Origin of the sequence: Pseudonocardia sp. D17 (assembly GCF_036984265.1) — a bacterium.
Lineage (GTDB): Bacteria > Actinomycetota > Actinomycetes > Mycobacteriales > Pseudonocardiaceae > Pseudonocardia > Pseudonocardia benzenivorans.
The window spans coordinates 115,950-131,772 of the sequence record NZ_BPRG01000050.1; the positions used below are offsets into that span (position 1 = coordinate 115,950).

A 15,823-nucleotide genomic window follows, 5' to 3' on the forward strand; every position below is an offset into this window, starting at 1 on the left:
CGCGGCGGCCCGTATTCCGCCGTCAGTGGAACGGCTTGTGCGGGATCTCGGCGTCGTTGAGCTGCTGCTCGGGGTCGACCCAGATCGCGTCGTCCTCGATCTTGCAGGCGTACACGGGGATCGGGCTCACCGCCGGTACCCCGCGCGGTTCACCGGTGCGCAGGTCGAAGCAGGAGTTGTGGGCCGGGCAGATCAGCGTGTCGTCCTCCTGCAGGTAGCCCTCGTTGAGCGGCTGCTGCTGGTGGGTGCACGTGTTGTGCACGGCGACGGCCTCGTCCTCGTAGAGCCGGACGACGCAGATCGGCTCGCCCTTCATCTCCACGACCATCATGTCGCCCTCCTCGAGCTGGTCGAGGTCGGCGACGGCTTCCCATGCCATGGCTGCTCCTAGTTGGTGGTGGGGGCACTGCGCGTCCGGGTGCGGCCCTCCGCCGGTGCAGCCGAGCCCGCCGCCGACCGCGTGCCGCGCGCCCGCGGCTGCGACCCCCGCACCTCGACCCAGCCGTTGCGGATGCGGGTCGGCAGCACGGGCTGGGGATGGTGGGCGGGTCCGCGCACGATGTGGCCGTCGCGCAGGTCGAACAGCGACTCGTGCAGCGGGCAGGAGATGACGCAGTCCACGACCTCGCCGCGGCTGAGCAGGCCGCCCGCGTGGCTGCACAGGTCGTCGAGGGCGTACACCTCGTCGCCGGCGCGGTGCAGCACCACCTGCCTGCCCTCGACGACGACGCCGGTGGTCGCGCCGTCGGGCAGGTCGGCCTCCTCGACCGCCTTCACCCAACGGTTGGGGCCCGACGTCGTCGCGACCCGGTTGACCATGAGCGCGCGACCCTGCACGAGGTGCCCGCCGACGTACCCGGCAGCGGCGGTCACCGCCATGCTCGCGACGCTCAGCGCCTGCGCCGGGCGGCGCCTGCCCGCGACACGCGCGGCGAGGGAGGCGGCCTGCAACGTCGTGCCGGCGAGGTTCATCATGCCGTGCAGCAGCCCGACCCGACGGTCCTCGCCGTCGCTGACGGTCCAGTCCGTCGCGCCCGTCGCGACCGTGGCCGCCGCGGCGGCGAGCCCGGCCGCGCTCAGGGCGCCGGCGGGATCGAGGCGGCTGCCGGCCGGACGCACGTCCTTGCCGAGGAGGTCGAGCACCACCGTGCCCGCCCAGAAGCCGATCGGCAGGTCGCTGAGCGCGGCGTGCAGCGAGTGCCCGGCCCAGCGGCCGCCGTGCATGAGCTCGACGGCGATGTTGCCGCGATGGCGGTCGTAGACGGGCAGGACGGCAGCGGCGACGTTCTCGTCGAGGTCGCGCAGCCACGGCCAGCGGGTGATCGCGGCGAAGAGGTCGCGGTGCCACGTCGTCAGCCGGGACGCGCCCCCGGGCGCCGGTGCGCCTGACGGTGTGTCCGAACTCGACATCGCAGCTCCGTCCGTCGTCGTGTCGCCCCGTCGCGATGTCTCGCATGGTCGCATCGCGGCGGTGTGCCCACCATCACTCACTTTCTCGCCCGGTGATGATCGGGCGGTTGCGCGACGATCACGCTGGTGAGGGGCCTGGGTCCGGTCAGGACGCCACCCGGTCCGGCGAGCCCCGGCACGGTGTCCGCTCACTCCGAGTAGGACTCGAACGCCGCGAGCCGCGACCAGTCGGGCGAGGTCAGCTCGTGCAGCCGCAGGATCCGGCCGTCGCGGTACTCACAGACGAGGACGACCTCGATGAGTAGATGTCGACGAGCGAGGCGTCCTCGGCCTCGACCATCCGCACGAACATCTCGCGCATCCGCTGCTGCAGCACCGTCATGTCCCCGACCCTGCCCGGCGGGGCGCCCGGCACGGAAGTCACACACCGCGCAGCCCGTGCGAGTCCACGGGTGACGACGCGTGAGGGGAGCCCGACATGCCGCGGACCGAACCCAGGTGGGTCCTCGACGAGGACGACGCGATCGAGGTGCTCGCGTACCTGGTCACGGCGGCCCGCACCCAGGTCGACGAGGCCGCCGAGTACGGCCCGCTGCGGCTGCTGACGGCCGCCCGCAGGCTCGCCGGCCTGCTCGCGCCGCGTGCGTCGGAGCCCACGGCGACGTTCGTCCGCGACCACGTCGAGCCGATGCCCGAGCTCGCGGTGCCACGCCAGGGCCGCGACGAGTACGTCGCGCGGCTCGACGGCCTGTGCGCCGAGCTGGGCTCGTTGCTCGCGCAGCGCTACGTGCCGGGCCGGTCGTCGTGAGCGCCGCCGGGCCGGTCGACACGAGCGCCGCCGGAGCCGGGCCGGGCCGCGACGCGGAGCCGGGCCGCAACCCCGTCCTCGCGGCGATCCGCAGCCGCCGGGTGGTGCGCGCGATGACCGGCGAGCCGCTGGCCCGCGCGACCCTCGAGGCGATCCTCGACGCCGTCCGCTGGGCACCCACGGCAGGCAACCGGCACCTGCAGCGCTTCGTCGCGAGCGACGATCCCGGCACCCTGCGGGCGTTGCGGATGGTGTCGCCGGGGATGCTGCAACGGCCTGCCGCGGTCGTCGCCGTCTGCGTCGACCGGGACCTCGCCGCCGACTACGGGTTCGCGCCGGACGCGCGGAGCCTGTCCGTCGACGTCGGCACCGCGACCGCGACGTTGCTGCTCGCGGCGCACGCGCTCGGCGTCGGCTCCGGACCGGTCACGTCCTTCAGCCGGGTGGCGGCGGCCGCGGTCCTGGACGTCCCGAGCGGCTGGACGGTCGAGCTCGTCGTCTGCCTCGGGCACCCGGCGCCGGTCGAGCCGGGCCGGCTGGGCCGCGGCCGGGTCACCTGGCGCGACCTCACGGTCTGGGCACCGCGCGACGCCGGCTGAGCCGGGTCAGTCCGCGTCGGCCCACAGCTCCAGAGCGATGTTGTCGGGATCGCGGAACTCCAGGAGGTAGCCGATGCCGATGTCCTTGACACCGGCGTGCTCGACGCCCAACTCCTCGAGGCGCCTCGCGGCCGCGTCGAGGTCGGCCCGGCCCGGGAGCTTGAAGCTCAGGTGGTCCAGGCCCGCCCGGTCCTCGGTGAACTGGTCACCGCTGGGCGCGACGGGCCGCAGTCCGAAGAACCCGCCGGGTACCTGGTAGACGACACCGCCGAAGAGCCACCACATGTCCTGCTGGGTGGACTCGTCGGCGTCCGGGGGCATCTCGAAGGCGATCGGCAGGCCGAACACGTCGTCGTAGAACTGCTTCGATCGCCCGAGGTCGGTGACGGTGATCCGCACATGGGAGAACCCGGTGACAGGAAGGGACATGGCGGGAGTGTTCCCCCGGGCGCGGATCGCGTCACCTGGCCGGACGGACAGGCCCGTTCAGCCTCGTCCGAGCGCCTGCAGGGCCGCCGCGACCGTGGGGAACGACCGGAACCGCAGCAGCTGGTAGCGGTCGCGACCGCTGAGGGTCATCGTGTGCTTCGACGTCCCGACGAGGTCGAGGGTGAGGCCGTGCGCCTCGGCGACCTCGCGGGCGCGCAGCAGGACGGTGGCCGTCCCGGGTGCCATGCCGGTCACCCCCGAGAGGTCGACGAGCACGTGCCGCGTCGCGCCGTCGCCTGCCGCGACGACGTGCCCCCTGGCGTCGACGATGCGCAGCAACCGGTTCGCCGTCGCGGCGTCCAGGTCACCCGAGACCCGGACCAGGTGCACGGTCGGGGTCGGGGACTCGATCGCGAGGAACCCGGGGTGTGCGAGCGTCATCGGCCGCCTCCGTCTGCGCGGGAGCGGCTTCTTCACCCCTGGACCGTCGGCGGCGGGAAGCCGCCCACCCCGACCTTACCGCGGAGTGGTCGCCCGTGAGAGGACGTCGCGGGCCGATCGGACGACCGCCTCGTCGAGCATGCGGCCCGTGCGGGGGTCGACGGCGACGCCCGAGCCCGCGGACTCCAGCGTCTCGACGATGCCCCGGGCGCGGTCGAGCTCGTCGGTGGACGGGGTGAACGCCGCGTTGATCGACGGTACCTGCCGGGGATGCACCGCCGTGCGCGCCCGGAAGCCCTGGCGGAGCAGGGCGGCGGTGCTCGCGACGAGCGCGTCGTCGCTCACCGTCAGGTCCGTCTCGACGGGGGCGATCGGGCCCGCGAGCCGCGCCGCCGCCGACGCGACGACGAGCTGCGCGCGGTGCGGGGCGAGCTCGGCCCGGTCCGGACCCGGTACGACGCCCAGCTCGGCGGCGAGGTCGGCCTCGCCGATGGCGAGCCGCGCGACGCGCGGCCCGCGGGCGAGCGCCGCGGTCTCGAGCAGGCCCGCCGCCGTCTCGACGACCGGCACGACCGCCACGGACCCGGTGGCCATCCCGGCGGCCCGTTCGGCGTCGGCGAGAAGGGAGTCGATGCGGTGCAACGATTCCACGCTCGCCTTGGGCAGCAGGACACCCGCGAGCGCCGGGCCCGTCACGGCCGCGACGTCGGCGTCGAGCCGGTCGGCGTCGACGCGGACCCAGTTCTGCGGGCCCGGGCCCGTCGGGGCCAGCGCGGCGAGGTGCCGGGCCACCGCCGCGCGGGCGCGGTCCTTCGCCGCGGCGGCGACGGCGTCCTCGAGGTCGAACACCAGCGCGTCCGCGCCGCGCTCCGCGGCACGGGCGAAGCGGTCCTCGCGGTCGCCCGGCACGTAGAGGTAGCTGCGCGGACGCACCGGCGTCAGCTCCGTCCGGTCGGCCGGTGCAGGTAGCCGCCCACCGCGTCGCCGACGACCTTGCGGTCGGCCAGCACCTGGTGCCCGCGCACGAACGTGTCGGTGACGACCGCGTCGAGCTCGAAGCCCTCGAACGGCGTGTACTCCTGCGCCGACTCCGAGTCCGCGGCCCGGACCGTCCAGTGCACGGTCGGGTCGAGCAGCGCGACGTCGGCGTCGAACCCGACGGCGATGGCGCCCTTGGTGCGCAGGCCGAACCGCTGCGCCGGGTTCCACGAGGTCAGCTCGGCCACCCGCTGCGTCGAGAGCCCGCGCTTGGTGCCCTCGGAGTACAGCCCGGCGAGCAGGTACTCCGCGCCGCCGAACCCGGACTTGGCGACGAAAACGTCGTCGCGCGGGTCGCCGAACTTCGTCTCGTCGCGGCAGCACGCGTGGTCGGAGACGACCCAGTCGAGCTCACCGGCGAGCAGGTGCGTCCACAGCGCCTCGACGTCCTCGCGCGGGCGGATCGGCGGGTTCACCTTGGCGCCCAGGCCCGACGCGGTGTCGACGTCGGCGAGCAGGTGCCCGATCGTCACCTCGCGGCGGAAGTCGATGTGCGGGAAGGCGCCCGCCATGCGCAGCGCGGCGTCGACGGCCTTGGCCGAGCTGAGGTGCAGCAGGTTGATCTTCGGCAGGCCGGTCTCGTGCGCCAGGTACGACGCGATCGAGACGGCGAGGCCCTCGGAGTGCGGCGGCCGCGACGCCGAGTAGGCCCGCAGCCCGGTCAGCGACCCGTCGGCCTCCACGATCTTCTGGTACGCCGTCATGATCTCGGCGGTCTCGCAGTGCAGGCTGAGCGAGATCTCCTCGGCGAGGTCCGGGAACCGCTCGCGGGCCGCCTGGATGCCGCGCATGACGAACTCGAAGTGCGCGAGGTCGTAGCGCTCGCCCTCGGGCGTCATGAGGAACGAGCTCTGGTCGTTCGAGCGTCCGTGCAGGCCGTGCCCGCCGTAGAACATGAAGATCTTGAACGAGGTGACGCCGAACTCCTCGACCAGGCGCGGGATCTCGTCGATGTGCTCGCGCATCATCGGCGCGAGGTGGAACGCGTAGTCGACGAGCGCGCGCCCGGCAGAGGCGTCGAGGACCTCGGGGAAGAAGTCGCGGTAGGCGCCGCCCTTGTTCAGGTAGTACTGCCCGGTGCGCATGTAGTTCAGCGCGGTGGTGACGCCGCCCTGCGCGCACGCGCGGCTCTCGATCGCGGTGTCCTCGGACAGCGGGTTGTAGATGCCCCAGTGCTGGTGGGCGTCGACGACGCCGGGGAAGGCCAGCTTGCCGGCTGCGTCGACGACGGTGGTGGCGTCCTCGACCGGGATGCCCGGCTCGAGGCGCACGATCTTCCCGTCCACGACGCCGATGTCGAGGCGCTCGGGCTCGGGCCGGTCATGGCCGGCAACGGCGGCGTTGGTGATGAGCAGGTCGAGTGCCACTGCTACTCCTCGGTGTCGGAGAAGGTCGGGGTGAGCCGGGCCAGCAGGCGGCCGACGACCGCGGGGTCGTCGGAGGCGGCCAGGCCCAGCACGGTGTCGGTGACCTCGTCGGCGACGGCGCCGGCGACGTCGGCCGGGAGCGTCACCGCGAGGTTGTCGCGGAACTTGCGGGCGTGCTCGGCGTCGGTCAGCGGCCGGTCGGGGCCGCCGCGGTTGGTGAGGACCTCCTCGGTCCACTCCCGCCCGTCGGCGGTGGTGACGCGCAGGACCGCCGGGAACTGGTGCGGGAACACCGCGTCGCAGCGGGCGTCGGCGACGACGTCGACCTTGGCCATCAGCGCGCGCCGGTCGGGGTCGGCGGCCAGCGCGTCGGTGTAGTCGGCGAGGGCGGCGCCGAGGCCGCCGCCGCCGAACAGGCCGACGGCCACGGCGTACGGACCGGAGAACTGCGCCTGGTAGCCGGTGACCGGCGCGCGCTTGGTCTCGATGGGCTCACCGATGGTGCGGATCACCGCGCCGGGCACGCCGAGCGTCGCCGACGTGACGTCCTGCGGCCGCACCCCGCGCTCCCGCAGCCGGGCCGCGGCGTCCACCGCGGTGTGGGTGAAGTGGTTGGCGGGGTAGGGCTTGAAGAAGATCCCGGGCACCGCCCACTCGTCGCCGAGGCCGTCGGTGATCGCGGCCGGGTCGGCCTCGCCGCGCAGGAACGCCTCGAAGAACCCGAAGCGGCCCTCCAGGACCGTCGGCGGGCCGCTGAACCCGCGGCGCACCAGTTGCGCGGCCGTGACGGCCGAGTGCGCGGCCCAGCCGCAGTGCACCCGCTTCACCGTGCCGCCCGTGCGGTTGGCCTCGATGACCCCGGCCGCCATCGACGCGGTGATGCCGAGCGCGTCGCGCACCCCGTCCTCGCCGAGGTCCAGCAGCAGCGCGGCCGCGGCCGCACCGCCCATCGCGCCGCAGATCGACGTCGCGTGCTGGCCGTGCTCGAAGAACACCGAGTTGCCGAGCCGCTCGTCGTAGCCCGCCATGCCGAGCCGGACGGTGATCTCCAGCCCGACGGCGATCGCCTCCACCGTTCGTGCGCCCGACGCGCCGGCGTACTCCGCGGCGGCGAGCGCGGCGGGGACGACCGCGGCGCTGGGGTGCAGCACGGACGGGAGGTGCGTGTCGTCGTAGTCCAGCGAGTGCGCGGTCACGCCGTTGGCGAAGGCCGCCCACGCCGCGGGCACCGCGGCGGGCAGCCCGACGGCGTGCGCCTGCGGGGCGCCGCCCTGCTCCGCGACGTGGTCCAGGGCGGCGCGGCTCGTCGGCAGGTCGAGCGCGGCGACGCAGAGCCCGAGGACGTCGAGCACGCGGCGGCCCACGCTCGCGGCGACGTCGCCGGGCAGCTGGCTCTGCGTGGACTTCGCGGCGAACGCCGCGAGGTGCTCGGCGAGGGTGCGCTCAGCCACCGCCGACCACCGCCAACGGCCGGACGGGCGACCCGGTCGCGCCGAAGAGGGCGAGCGGGCTCAGCACGAACAGGAACTCGTGGACCCCCGCGGCGGCGAGGTCGTCGAGCGCCATGGCCTCGATGATGTAGATGCCCGCCTCGACCAGCAGCACCCGGTGGGCCGGCAGCACGGCGTGCCCGGCGCCGGGGGCGAGGCGCTCGAACGCGATGGTGTCGGCGCCGGCGGCGTGCACCCGACGCTCGGCGAGCCACTGCGCGCCGGCCTCGGAGACCCCCGGGACCCCGGAGTCGTGCCCCACGTACGTGCGCGGGTCGGGATCGTCGAAGTGCCGTCCCCAGCCGCTGCGGACCAGCACGACGTCGCCCTCGGCCGGGACGGTGCCCTGCCGCTCGACGGTCGCGTCGAGGTCGTCGCGGGTGATCTCGTACCCGTCGGCGCAGTGCGGCAGGCCGAGCGTCGCGGGGACGTCGAGGAGGATCCCGCGCCGGACGATCGGTGCGATGGTGTGCGCGCCGAGCGCGGCGTACCGGCCGCCGACGCCCGCCTCGTGCGCGTCGGACCCGTCGTGCAGCCTGCCGTCCTGGGAGACGTGCGACAGCGCGTCGATGTGGGTGCCGACGTGCGTGCCCATCGTGATCATGTCGTTGGCCGCCGACGCCCCGTCGGACCGCACCCGGTCGCCGTGGCGGCGGGGGAGGGTGTGCCAGTAGGGCGGGTGGTTGGGCGACTGCGGCATACCGATGCTCAGCGGGCGGCCCAGGTCGTGGACCGTCACGCCGCCGGCGAGGGCGGCCAGGAGCGGGTCGGCCCGCTCGGTCGTCGTGGGGGTCATGCGTCCTCTCCGTCTCGCGGAGGCGGCGTCAGTTGACGACGCCGCGCTCCCGCAGCTCGGCGACGGCGTCCGGGTCCATGCCCAGCTCGCCGACGAGCAGTTCGTCGGTGTCGGCACCCGGTGGGCGCCCGGTGAACCGGATCGACCCCGGGGTCCTCGACATCCGCCACATCACGTTGTGCATGGCCATCGGCCCGAGGTCGGGATCCTCGACCTTCGTGATCATCTCCGTGGCCCGCACGTGCGGGTCGGAGACGATGTCGCTCGCGTCGTAGATCGGGGCGACCGCGGCGCCGGCCGCGGCGAACGCCTCGGCGACCTCGTCGCGGGTGCGTGCGGCGATCCAGTCGCCGACGTAGCGGTCGAGCAGGTCGGCGTGCTCGGCACGCTGGGCACCCGTCGCGAACCAGGGTTCGGCGATCACCTCGGGGTGCCCGACGAGCTCCATGACGCGTTCGGCGACCCTCTGCGCGCTCGTCGAGACCGCGACCCAGCGGTCGTCCTTCGTGCGGTAGGTGTTGCGCGGGGCGTTGTTCGACGACCGGTTGCCGTTGCGGGTGCCGATCTCGCCGAGCTGGTCGAAGACCGTCGGGCCCGGACCGACCGCGGCGAGGATCGGCTCCAGCAGGCTCATGTCGATCACCTGGCCGCGGCCGCGCTCGTCGCCGGGCGCGTTGTCGCGCGCGAACAGCGCCATCGCCACCGCCGACGACGCCGCGATCCCGGCGATGCTGTCGGCCAGCCCGAACGCAGGCAGCGTGGGCGGCCCGTCGGGCTGCCCGGTGAGGTGGGCGAACCCGCTCATCGCCTCGGCGAGGGTCCCGAAGCCGGCCCGCGCCGCGTACGGCCCGGTCTGCCCGAACCCGGTGACGCGCACCAGGATCAGGCCGGGGTTGAGCTCGTGCAGCACGTCCGGGCCGAGGCCCCAGCGCTCGAACGTGCCGGGCCGGAAGTTCTCGACGACGACGTCGGCGGTGGCCGCGAGCTCCTTGAAGACCGCGGCACCGGCGGGATCGGACAGGCTCAGCCCGATCGTGCGCTTGTTGCGCGAGATCTCCTTCCACCACAGCGGGACGCCGTCCTTGGACCGGCCGTGCCCGCGCATGCTGTCGCCCGCGACGGGGTGCTCGATCTTGACGACGTCGGCGCCGTAGTCGCCGAGGATCTGGCAGCACAGCGGCCCGGCGAGGATCGTCGAGGCGTCGATCACGCGGATCCCGGCGAGCGGGCCGGCGGCCGTCCCCACAGAGGCAGGGCCGTCGTTCACAGGGCCGTCGTTCACAGGGCCGTCGTTCACAGGGCCGTCGTTCACAGGGCCGTCGTGCACAGGGTTCTCGGTCATAGGGCATCCACCACCCCGTCGGGCTGCCACCCGAGCTCGAGGCTGATCTTGTGCGCGGCCGCGACGACGCGGGCGCCGTACTCGGCCTGCACGTCGGCACCGAACCGGTCGACCGGCCCGCACAGCGACACCGCGCCGAACACGCCGCCGTCGGCGAGCAGCACCGCTGCGGCGACGCTGCCCGCGCCGTGCTGGCGCTCGCCGCGGCTGCCCGCGTAGCCGCGCTCGCGGATCGACGCGAGCTCGGCGCGCAGCCGCTCCGCGGAGGTGATCGTGTGGTCGGTGACGGCGGCGAGCGCGTGCGACTCCAGGTACTCCTCGACCTCGGTGTCCGAGAGCGCCGCGAGGATCGCCTTCGACGACGAGCCCGCGTGCAGCGCGTGGGCGGTGCCCAGCGCGACCGACATCCGGATCTCGTGCGGCGACAGCACCTGGTCGATGTAGACGCGCGCCGCGCCCTGGCGGGCCGACAGCGTGGCCGTCTCGCCGGTCTCCTGGACCAGCCGCTGCAGGTGCGGACGGGCCACCCGCGGCACGTCGAGACCGCGCAGCGCGGCCATCCCGACCTGCAGCGCGCCCGTACCCAGCCGGTAGCGCTTGGTCACCTCGTCGAACGCGAGGAACTCCAGCGACGCGAGCTCCTTGAGGATGCGGTGCGCGACCGTCTTGGACAGCCCCAGCTCGCGCGCGATCGCCGAGACCCCCATCGCCTCGGGCGCCCGCTCGGCGAGCGTGCCGATCACGCCGAGCGCCCGGGCCAGGCCCGAGCGCGACGCGGTGTCCGGCACCGCGGCATCGGATTCGGTGACGTCGAGACCCGTCGGCAGCACGTGCATGTCCCCCCTGTCGGTGCCGGTCACGGCCGCCCCCTGGCGTCGAGCGTGACCGGGGCACCGGACCGCAGCGCGTTGGAGTACGGGCAGACCTGGTGGGCCCGCTCGACCAGCTCGTCGAGTGTGGCCTGCGGGCAGTCGGGTGCGTCGACGGTGAGCGCGGCGCTGATCGAGTACCGGCCGTCGTCGCCCGCGTGCAGGGAGACGGCGGCGGTCACGGTCGGGTCGCCGACGGCGACGCGGGCGGCGCGGGCGGCGCCGTGCAGCGAGCTCAGGAAGCAGGCCGCGTACCCGGCGGCGAACAGCTCCTCCGGGTCGGTGCCCTTGCCGGTCCCACGGGTGGCGGGCCGGGCCAGGTCGAGGTCCAGCGAGCCCGACGTCGAGCGGGCGTGCCCGTCGCGGCCGCCGGTCGCGGCGACCTCCGCGGTGTGGAGCGCGGTCCCCGGGCCGGTCCCCGCGCTCATCGGGCACCGCCGGCGTGCGCGGGCTCGCGCAGGACGTAGCGGGCGAGCTCGTCGGCGAACGCCTCGGGCTGCTCGTCGGCGACGAAGTCGGTCCCGCCCGGGATCGTGACGAGCCGCGCGTGCGGCAGCGCCGCGGTGACCCGGGACGTCATCCGGTCGACGAGGTCGTCGGCGCCGTGCAGCAGCAGGACCGGGAAGGTGTCGAGCCGGTCGGTGTCGACGACGTGGTCGAACACGGCGCGGTAGGCCGTCGCGTAGTCGGGGCCGGTCTGCAGGTACTCGATGACCTGCCGGTCGGTCTCCGCGACGCCCAGCCGCGGGTAGAGGCCCTTCACACGGTCGCGGATGACCCGCAGGTGGCTGCCGTCCTCGGCCGGCTCGTAGGGCGGGGCGTAGACCGTCTTCTTCTCGACGCGCTCGGCGTCGTCGTAGAGCGGCAGACCCTGCAGCACGACGCCGTCGACCCGCTCGGGCTGCTGGAACGCCGCCTCCGCGGCGATCACGGCGCCGGTGTGCTGGCCGAGCAGGTGCACCCGGCCGAGGCCGACGGCGTCGGCGAACGCCCAGGCCGCCTCGGCGTACTCCGGGATCGACCACGTCGTCGGCGTCGGGTCGGACATGCCGAAGCCGGGTGTGTCGGGCGCGACGACGCGCAGCCCGCGCCGGGCCAGCGGCTCGACGACGGCCTCGTACGTGGCCGACGACAGCGGCGACTGGTGCAGCACCAGCACCGTCGGCGCGTCCGGGTCGCCGCCGTGGCGGTAGTGCACCTGACCCCACGGCAGGTCGACGTACCCGCGGGCGGCGCGGCCCCCCATGCTCCTCACGCCGGCTCCTCCGTGCTCGCAGCCATCGCGGCCATGATCTCGATGACGTGCTTGATCCCGGCCCGGTAGTCCTCGAGCAGGATCTGCTCGTTCGGGCCGTCGACGCCGGAGTCGGCGCGCGACACGCCGACGCCGACGATCGGCCGGTCGGCGAGCACGCCCTGGTTGCCGATCCACTGCGTGTAGGGCTCGATGACCGGCTCGGCGCCGTAGGTGCGCCGGGCGGCGTCGGCGACGAGCGCGACGAACGGGTCGCGGTGGTCGGTCAGGCTGGGCCGGCTGGTGGCCATGACGTCGATCTCGACGTCGGCGAAGCCGGTCCGGTCCAGGTGGGCGCGGATCGCGTCGAGTACCTGCTGGGGGTCCTGCCCGGCGACGAGCCGGATCTCGACCTTGGCCGACGCCTCGGCGGGGATGCCGAGGGTGACGTCGTCGCGGTCGTCGCCGCCGGTGAGGCTCGCGATCGTCATCGTCGGCCGGGTGCGGATCGCGACGGCCGCCTCCCGGTCGTCGACACCACCGATGAACCCGTCGACCTCGGCGCGGCGGCGCAGGAAGTCACCGTCGAACTCGACGTCGGCCAGCAGCGCGAGCTCGTCCTCGGTCGGCGGCCGGGCGCCGTCGGCGAAGCCGGGGACCCCGACGGTGCCGTCCGGGGAGACCATCCCGGCGAGCGCGCCGACGAGCCGGGTCGTGGCCGACGCGAGCAGCGCCGTGTTCTGGCTCGTCAGGTCGCGGGGCAGGGTGCGGACCTTGAGGCGCAGGTAGAGCACGCCCTTCTCGGCGAGCTTGAGCAGCGGGCGGCCCGTGCTGTCGCGCCACGAGTTCTCCCACAGCGCCGCGTCGGACGCGACCCGCTCGGCGTGCGCGGCGGTGAACGAGCCGAGTCCGGGGGAGTGCAGCATCTGCTTGCCCTCCATGATGAACACGCTGGTCACCGGCGGGGTGAGGCCCGCGAGCCGCCACGCGGCGACGGCGTGCAGCCGGGACATGATGACGCCCTTGTCGTCGGCGACGCCACGGGCGTAGAGCGCGCCGTCGCGGATCGCCGCCTCGTAGGGCCCGCTCACCCACTCGGAGTCGTCACCCGCGGGCTCCACCTCGACGTCGTAGTGGGTGAAGTGCAGCAGCCGCTTGGGCCCGCCGGGCACCTCGGCGAGCACGTACGGGTGCGAGTGCTCCCACGGGATGACGTCGGCCGTCGCGCCGTGGCGTCGCGCGGACTCCGCGAGCCACTCGGCGGTCGCCTTCATCTGCTCGGGCTCCTGGCGGCGGCTGCGGAACCGGCACAGCTCCTGCAGCTCGGCGACGAACTCGTCGAAGTGCGCGTCGACGGCGGCGAGCGCGGCGTCGATGTCGGCACGGGTCGGTGCGGGGGCCGTGCTCAGCTGGGTGCTTCCGGGCGCGTCGCCCACGGGGTCCTCCGGGAAAGGGGTGTCGGGGAAGGGCGGGGTGGTGGTCAGTGGATGGTCACGCCGCCGTCGACGAAGATCGTCTGGCCGGTGACCATGCCCGCCGCGGGGCTGAGCAGATAGGCCACCGTGTCGGCCACGTCCTGGGTTCCGGCCATGCGGCCCAACGGGATCGTGGCCATCTTCTCGGTCATGTAGGCGTCGTCGACCCGGAGGTCGGCGGTCATGTCGGTCGGCACGATCGTCGGTCCGACGGCGTTGACGCGGATGCCGTCGGGCGCCCACTCCAGTGCGAGCACCCGGGCCATGTGCATGACACCGGCCTTGCTGACGCAGTAGCCCAAGGTGTTCAGCACGGCGACGTGGCCGTTGGTCGAGCCGATGTTGACGATCGAGCCGGACGTCTCCGCCAGCGCCGCGCGGGCGGCCCGGCAGACGCGGAACGTGCCGGTCAGGTTGACGTCGAGGACCTCGGTGACGGACTCGGCCGTCATCGTCGCCGCCGGGCCGCGACGCACGATGCCCGCGCCGTTGACGACGTGGTCGAGCCGGCCGTGCCGCGCGAGGACCTCGGCGACGACCGCGTCGGCCGACTCCTGCGACCGCACGTCGAGGGTGTGCCGCGAGTGCGGCTCGCCGAGCGTGTTGGTCCACTCCCCGGCGGGGAGCACGTCGGCGCTCGCGACGGTCGCGCCGCGCTCGGCGAGCGTCTCGGCGATCGTCTGCCCGATGCCGCGGGCCGCGCCGGTGACGAGCGCGACGCGCCCCGCGAACGAGTTCGGGTCCTGCCTGGTCATGCGGCGATCACCCGGCTCTCCTCGGCCCAGAACGCGATCTTGCGCTGGGCGAACCGGATCAGGAAATGGGCGAGCAGGCCCAGCACCGAGAGCACGACGAGCACGGCGAACATGCCCGCGATGTCGAAGTTGTAGTTGGTCTGCAGGAGGAGGTAGCCCAGGCCCTCCTTGGCGCCGATGAACTCGCCGACGACGGCGCCGAGGATCGCGAACACGATGCCGATGTCGAGACCGGCGAAGATGAACGGCATCGCGCTGGGCAGCCGCACCATCCGGAAGATCTGCAGCTTGCTGGCGCCGAACACGGTCAGCATCTGGATCCGGTCGGCGTCGGCGGCCCGCAGCCCCTCGATCACGTTGATCAGCATCGGGAAGAACGAGATCACCGCGGCCATGACGATCTTGCTGGTCAGGCCGAAGCCGAACCACACGACGAACAGTGGGGCGAGTGCCACCTTCGGCACCGTCTGGAACGCGACGACGTAGGGCATCAACGTCTTCTCGACGAGCCTGACCTGCGAGATCGCGGTGCCGAGGAGGATCGCCGAGCCGACGCCGATGAGGAAGCCGATCAGCGACTCGCGCAGCGTCACCTCCAGGTGCCCCCAGAACAGCGGGTCGGTGAGCTGCTGGATCAACGAGTCCACGATGCTCGAGGGCACCGGGAGCACGTAGTCGTCGACGAACAGCGGGATGAGGAACTGCCACACGAGGATCAGGACGACGAACACGGCAGGCACGAGCAGCAGCTCGGGCCGCTCCCGGACGTCGAACCGGGACTTGCGCTCCACGGCGGCGCTCCCCTTCGGGGACTGGCCCGGCGGGTCGGAGACGGTGCTCCCGGCAGGGGTCGCGGTGGTCATGTGGTCCCTCCTTTCCAAGCCGCGCCGGGCTCAGTCGATGACGCTGGTCGCGTTGAAGTGGCGGCGGATCCGCTCGACGTACACACCGGCCCGGTCGCTGGCCATGACCGAGAGGTCACGCGGCCGGTCGAGCTCGACGTCGACGATCTCGGCGATCCGGCCGGGGCGCGCGCTGAGCACGACGACCCGGTCGGACAGGAACACCGCCTCCGGGATGGAGTGGGTGACCAGCACGACGGTCTTGCCGCTCTGCTGCCAGATCCGCAGGAGCTCGACGTTCATGTACTCGCGGGTCATGGCGTCGAGCGCGCCGAACGGCTCGTCCATGAGCAGCACCGCGGGGTCGTGCACCAGCGCCCGGCAGATGCCGGCGCGCTGCTGCATGCCGCCGGAGAGCTCGTAGGGGTAGCTGTCGGCGAACTCGCCGAGCCCCACCATCTCCAGCAGCTCGTCGGCCCGCGCGCCGTACTTCTCCTTGTCCAGGCCCTGGACCTCGACCGGGACCAGGACGTTCTGCCGCACGGTCCGCCACGGCAGCAGGGTCGCCGCCTGGAAGACCATCCCGATCTCGGGGAGCGGCCCGTTCACGTCGTTGCCGGCGATCTGCACGTCCCCCGCGGTGCGGGAGACGAGGCCGGCGAGGATCTTGAGCATGGTCGTCTTGCCACAGCCCGACGGGCCGACCACCGAGACGAACTCCCCGCGGCGCACCGACAGGTCGATTCCCTGGAGTGCAACGGTCGGTTCGGAACGGCGTGCCTTGTACGTCTTGTCGAGACCCGCCACGCGGATCCACGCGTCGGTGTCGGTCTCGGCCGCGGTGGCCGGGCTGGTCTGCCGGCCGGGTGCGCGCAGGCTCACGGCGTGTCCTCCATGTCGGGGATCGGCCCGTCGGATGTGTGCGTCG

19 protein-coding genes are annotated in these 15,823 nt (G+C 73.6%); 2 read left to right on the forward strand and 17 right to left on the reverse strand.

The window, feature by feature from the left end; all coding sequences use genetic code 11:
- Positions 1–22 precede the first annotated feature (22 nt).
- The 3 genes from PSD17_RS10665 to PSD17_RS10675 all read right to left on the reverse strand — a co-directional run bounded on the left by PSD17_RS10665 (position 23) and on the right by PSD17_RS10675 (position 1,792).
- Positions 23–379, reverse strand: coding sequence for a Rieske (2Fe-2S) protein (locus tag PSD17_RS10665; RefSeq protein ID WP_013676286.1), 357 nt, complete (start codon positions 377–379; stop codon positions 23–25).
- Positions 380–387: 8 nt separating this feature from the next.
- Positions 388–1,410: a Rieske 2Fe-2S domain-containing protein gene (locus tag PSD17_RS10670; protein ID WP_013676285.1), complete on the reverse strand. Its 1,023-nt coding sequence runs from the start codon at positions 1,408–1,410 to the stop codon at positions 388–390.
- A gap of 238 nt (positions 1,411–1,648) precedes the next feature.
- A complete protein-coding gene (locus tag PSD17_RS10675) occupies positions 1,649–1,792 on the reverse strand; it encodes a hypothetical protein (protein WP_339122541.1) in 144 nt (47 codons plus the stop codon).
- Positions 1,793–1,888: 96 nt separating this feature from the next.
- Between PSD17_RS10675 and PSD17_RS10680 the strand changes: the two genes are divergently transcribed.
- A complete protein-coding gene (locus tag PSD17_RS10680; protein WP_013676284.1) occupies positions 1,889–2,218 on the forward strand; it encodes a DUF6092 family protein in 330 nt (109 codons plus the stop codon).
- Positions 2,215–2,817, forward strand: a complete 603-nt coding sequence (locus PSD17_RS10685) for a nitroreductase family protein (protein WP_103379818.1) — start codon at positions 2,215–2,217, stop codon at positions 2,815–2,817. The genes PSD17_RS10680 and PSD17_RS10685 overlap by 4 nt, the downstream gene beginning before the upstream one ends.
- Positions 2,818–2,823: 6 nt before the next feature.
- Here the strand turns inward: PSD17_RS10685 and PSD17_RS10690 are convergent, their stop codons facing one another.
- The 14 genes from PSD17_RS10690 to PSD17_RS10755 form a co-directional block, all read right to left on the reverse strand.
- A complete protein-coding gene (locus tag PSD17_RS10690; RefSeq protein WP_103379817.1) occupies positions 2,824–3,246 on the reverse strand; it encodes a VOC family protein in 423 nt (140 codons plus the stop codon).
- Positions 3,247–3,303: 57 nt separating this feature from the next.
- On the reverse strand, positions 3,304–3,687 hold the full coding sequence (locus PSD17_RS10695) for an STAS domain-containing protein (protein WP_013676281.1): 384 nt from the start codon (positions 3,685–3,687) through the stop codon (positions 3,304–3,306).
- A 75-nt stretch (positions 3,688–3,762) separates the two neighbouring features.
- The gene (locus tag PSD17_RS10700) at positions 3,763–4,620 is read right to left on the reverse strand and encodes an HpcH/HpaI aldolase/citrate lyase family protein (protein WP_339122542.1); all 858 of its coding nucleotides are present in this window, start codon (positions 4,618–4,620) and stop codon (positions 3,763–3,765) included.
- Positions 4,621–4,625: 5 nt separating this feature from the next.
- A complete protein-coding gene (locus tag PSD17_RS10705; RefSeq protein ID WP_103379815.1) occupies positions 4,626–6,092 on the reverse strand; it encodes a dihydroorotase in 1,467 nt (488 codons plus the stop codon).
- A 2-nt stretch (positions 6,093–6,094) separates the two neighbouring features.
- Entirely contained in the window at positions 6,095–7,543 is a 1,449-nt protein-coding gene (locus PSD17_RS10710) for an MmgE/PrpD family protein (protein ID WP_339122543.1), read from the reverse strand.
- Complete coding sequence (locus tag PSD17_RS10715) at positions 7,536–8,378, reverse strand: cyclase family protein (protein ID WP_013676277.1); 843 nt, start codon at positions 8,376–8,378, stop codon at positions 7,536–7,538. The genes PSD17_RS10710 and PSD17_RS10715 overlap by 8 nt, the downstream gene beginning before the upstream one ends.
- A gap of 28 nt (positions 8,379–8,406) precedes the next feature.
- Positions 8,407–9,624 (reverse strand): CaiB/BaiF CoA transferase family protein, encoded by a 1,218-nt coding sequence (locus PSD17_RS10720; protein WP_041759929.1) that lies wholly within the window; start codon positions 9,622–9,624, stop codon positions 8,407–8,409.
- Between the two features lie 92 nt (positions 9,625–9,716).
- A complete protein-coding gene (locus PSD17_RS10725; RefSeq protein WP_013676275.1) occupies positions 9,717–10,580 on the reverse strand; it encodes an IclR family transcriptional regulator in 864 nt (287 codons plus the stop codon).
- Positions 10,577–11,017, reverse strand: coding sequence for an Ohr family peroxiredoxin (locus tag PSD17_RS10730; RefSeq protein ID WP_013676274.1), 441 nt, complete (start codon positions 11,015–11,017; stop codon positions 10,577–10,579). Before PSD17_RS10730 ends, PSD17_RS10725 begins: the two co-directional genes overlap by 4 nt.
- Positions 11,014–11,835, reverse strand: coding sequence for an alpha/beta fold hydrolase (locus PSD17_RS10735; RefSeq protein WP_339122627.1), 822 nt, complete (start codon positions 11,833–11,835; stop codon positions 11,014–11,016). The genes PSD17_RS10730 and PSD17_RS10735 overlap by 4 nt, the downstream gene beginning before the upstream one ends.
- 5 nt (positions 11,836–11,840) lie before the next feature.
- On the reverse strand, positions 11,841–13,259 hold the full coding sequence (locus tag PSD17_RS10740) for a M20/M25/M40 family metallo-hydrolase (RefSeq protein WP_013676272.1): 1,419 nt from the start codon (positions 13,257–13,259) through the stop codon (positions 11,841–11,843).
- A gap of 44 nt (positions 13,260–13,303) precedes the next feature.
- Positions 13,304–14,053, reverse strand: a complete 750-nt coding sequence (locus tag PSD17_RS10745) for an SDR family NAD(P)-dependent oxidoreductase (RefSeq protein WP_339122544.1) — start codon at positions 14,051–14,053, stop codon at positions 13,304–13,306.
- Complete coding sequence (locus PSD17_RS10750) at positions 14,050–14,916, reverse strand: ABC transporter permease (RefSeq protein ID WP_013676270.1); 867 nt, start codon at positions 14,914–14,916, stop codon at positions 14,050–14,052. The genes PSD17_RS10745 and PSD17_RS10750 overlap by 4 nt, the downstream gene beginning before the upstream one ends.
- Positions 14,917–14,946: 30 nt before the next feature.
- Positions 14,947–15,777 (reverse strand): ABC transporter ATP-binding protein, encoded by an 831-nt coding sequence (locus PSD17_RS10755; protein WP_013676269.1) that lies wholly within the window; start codon positions 15,775–15,777, stop codon positions 14,947–14,949.
- Between the last annotated feature and the right edge of the window lie 46 nt (positions 15,778–15,823).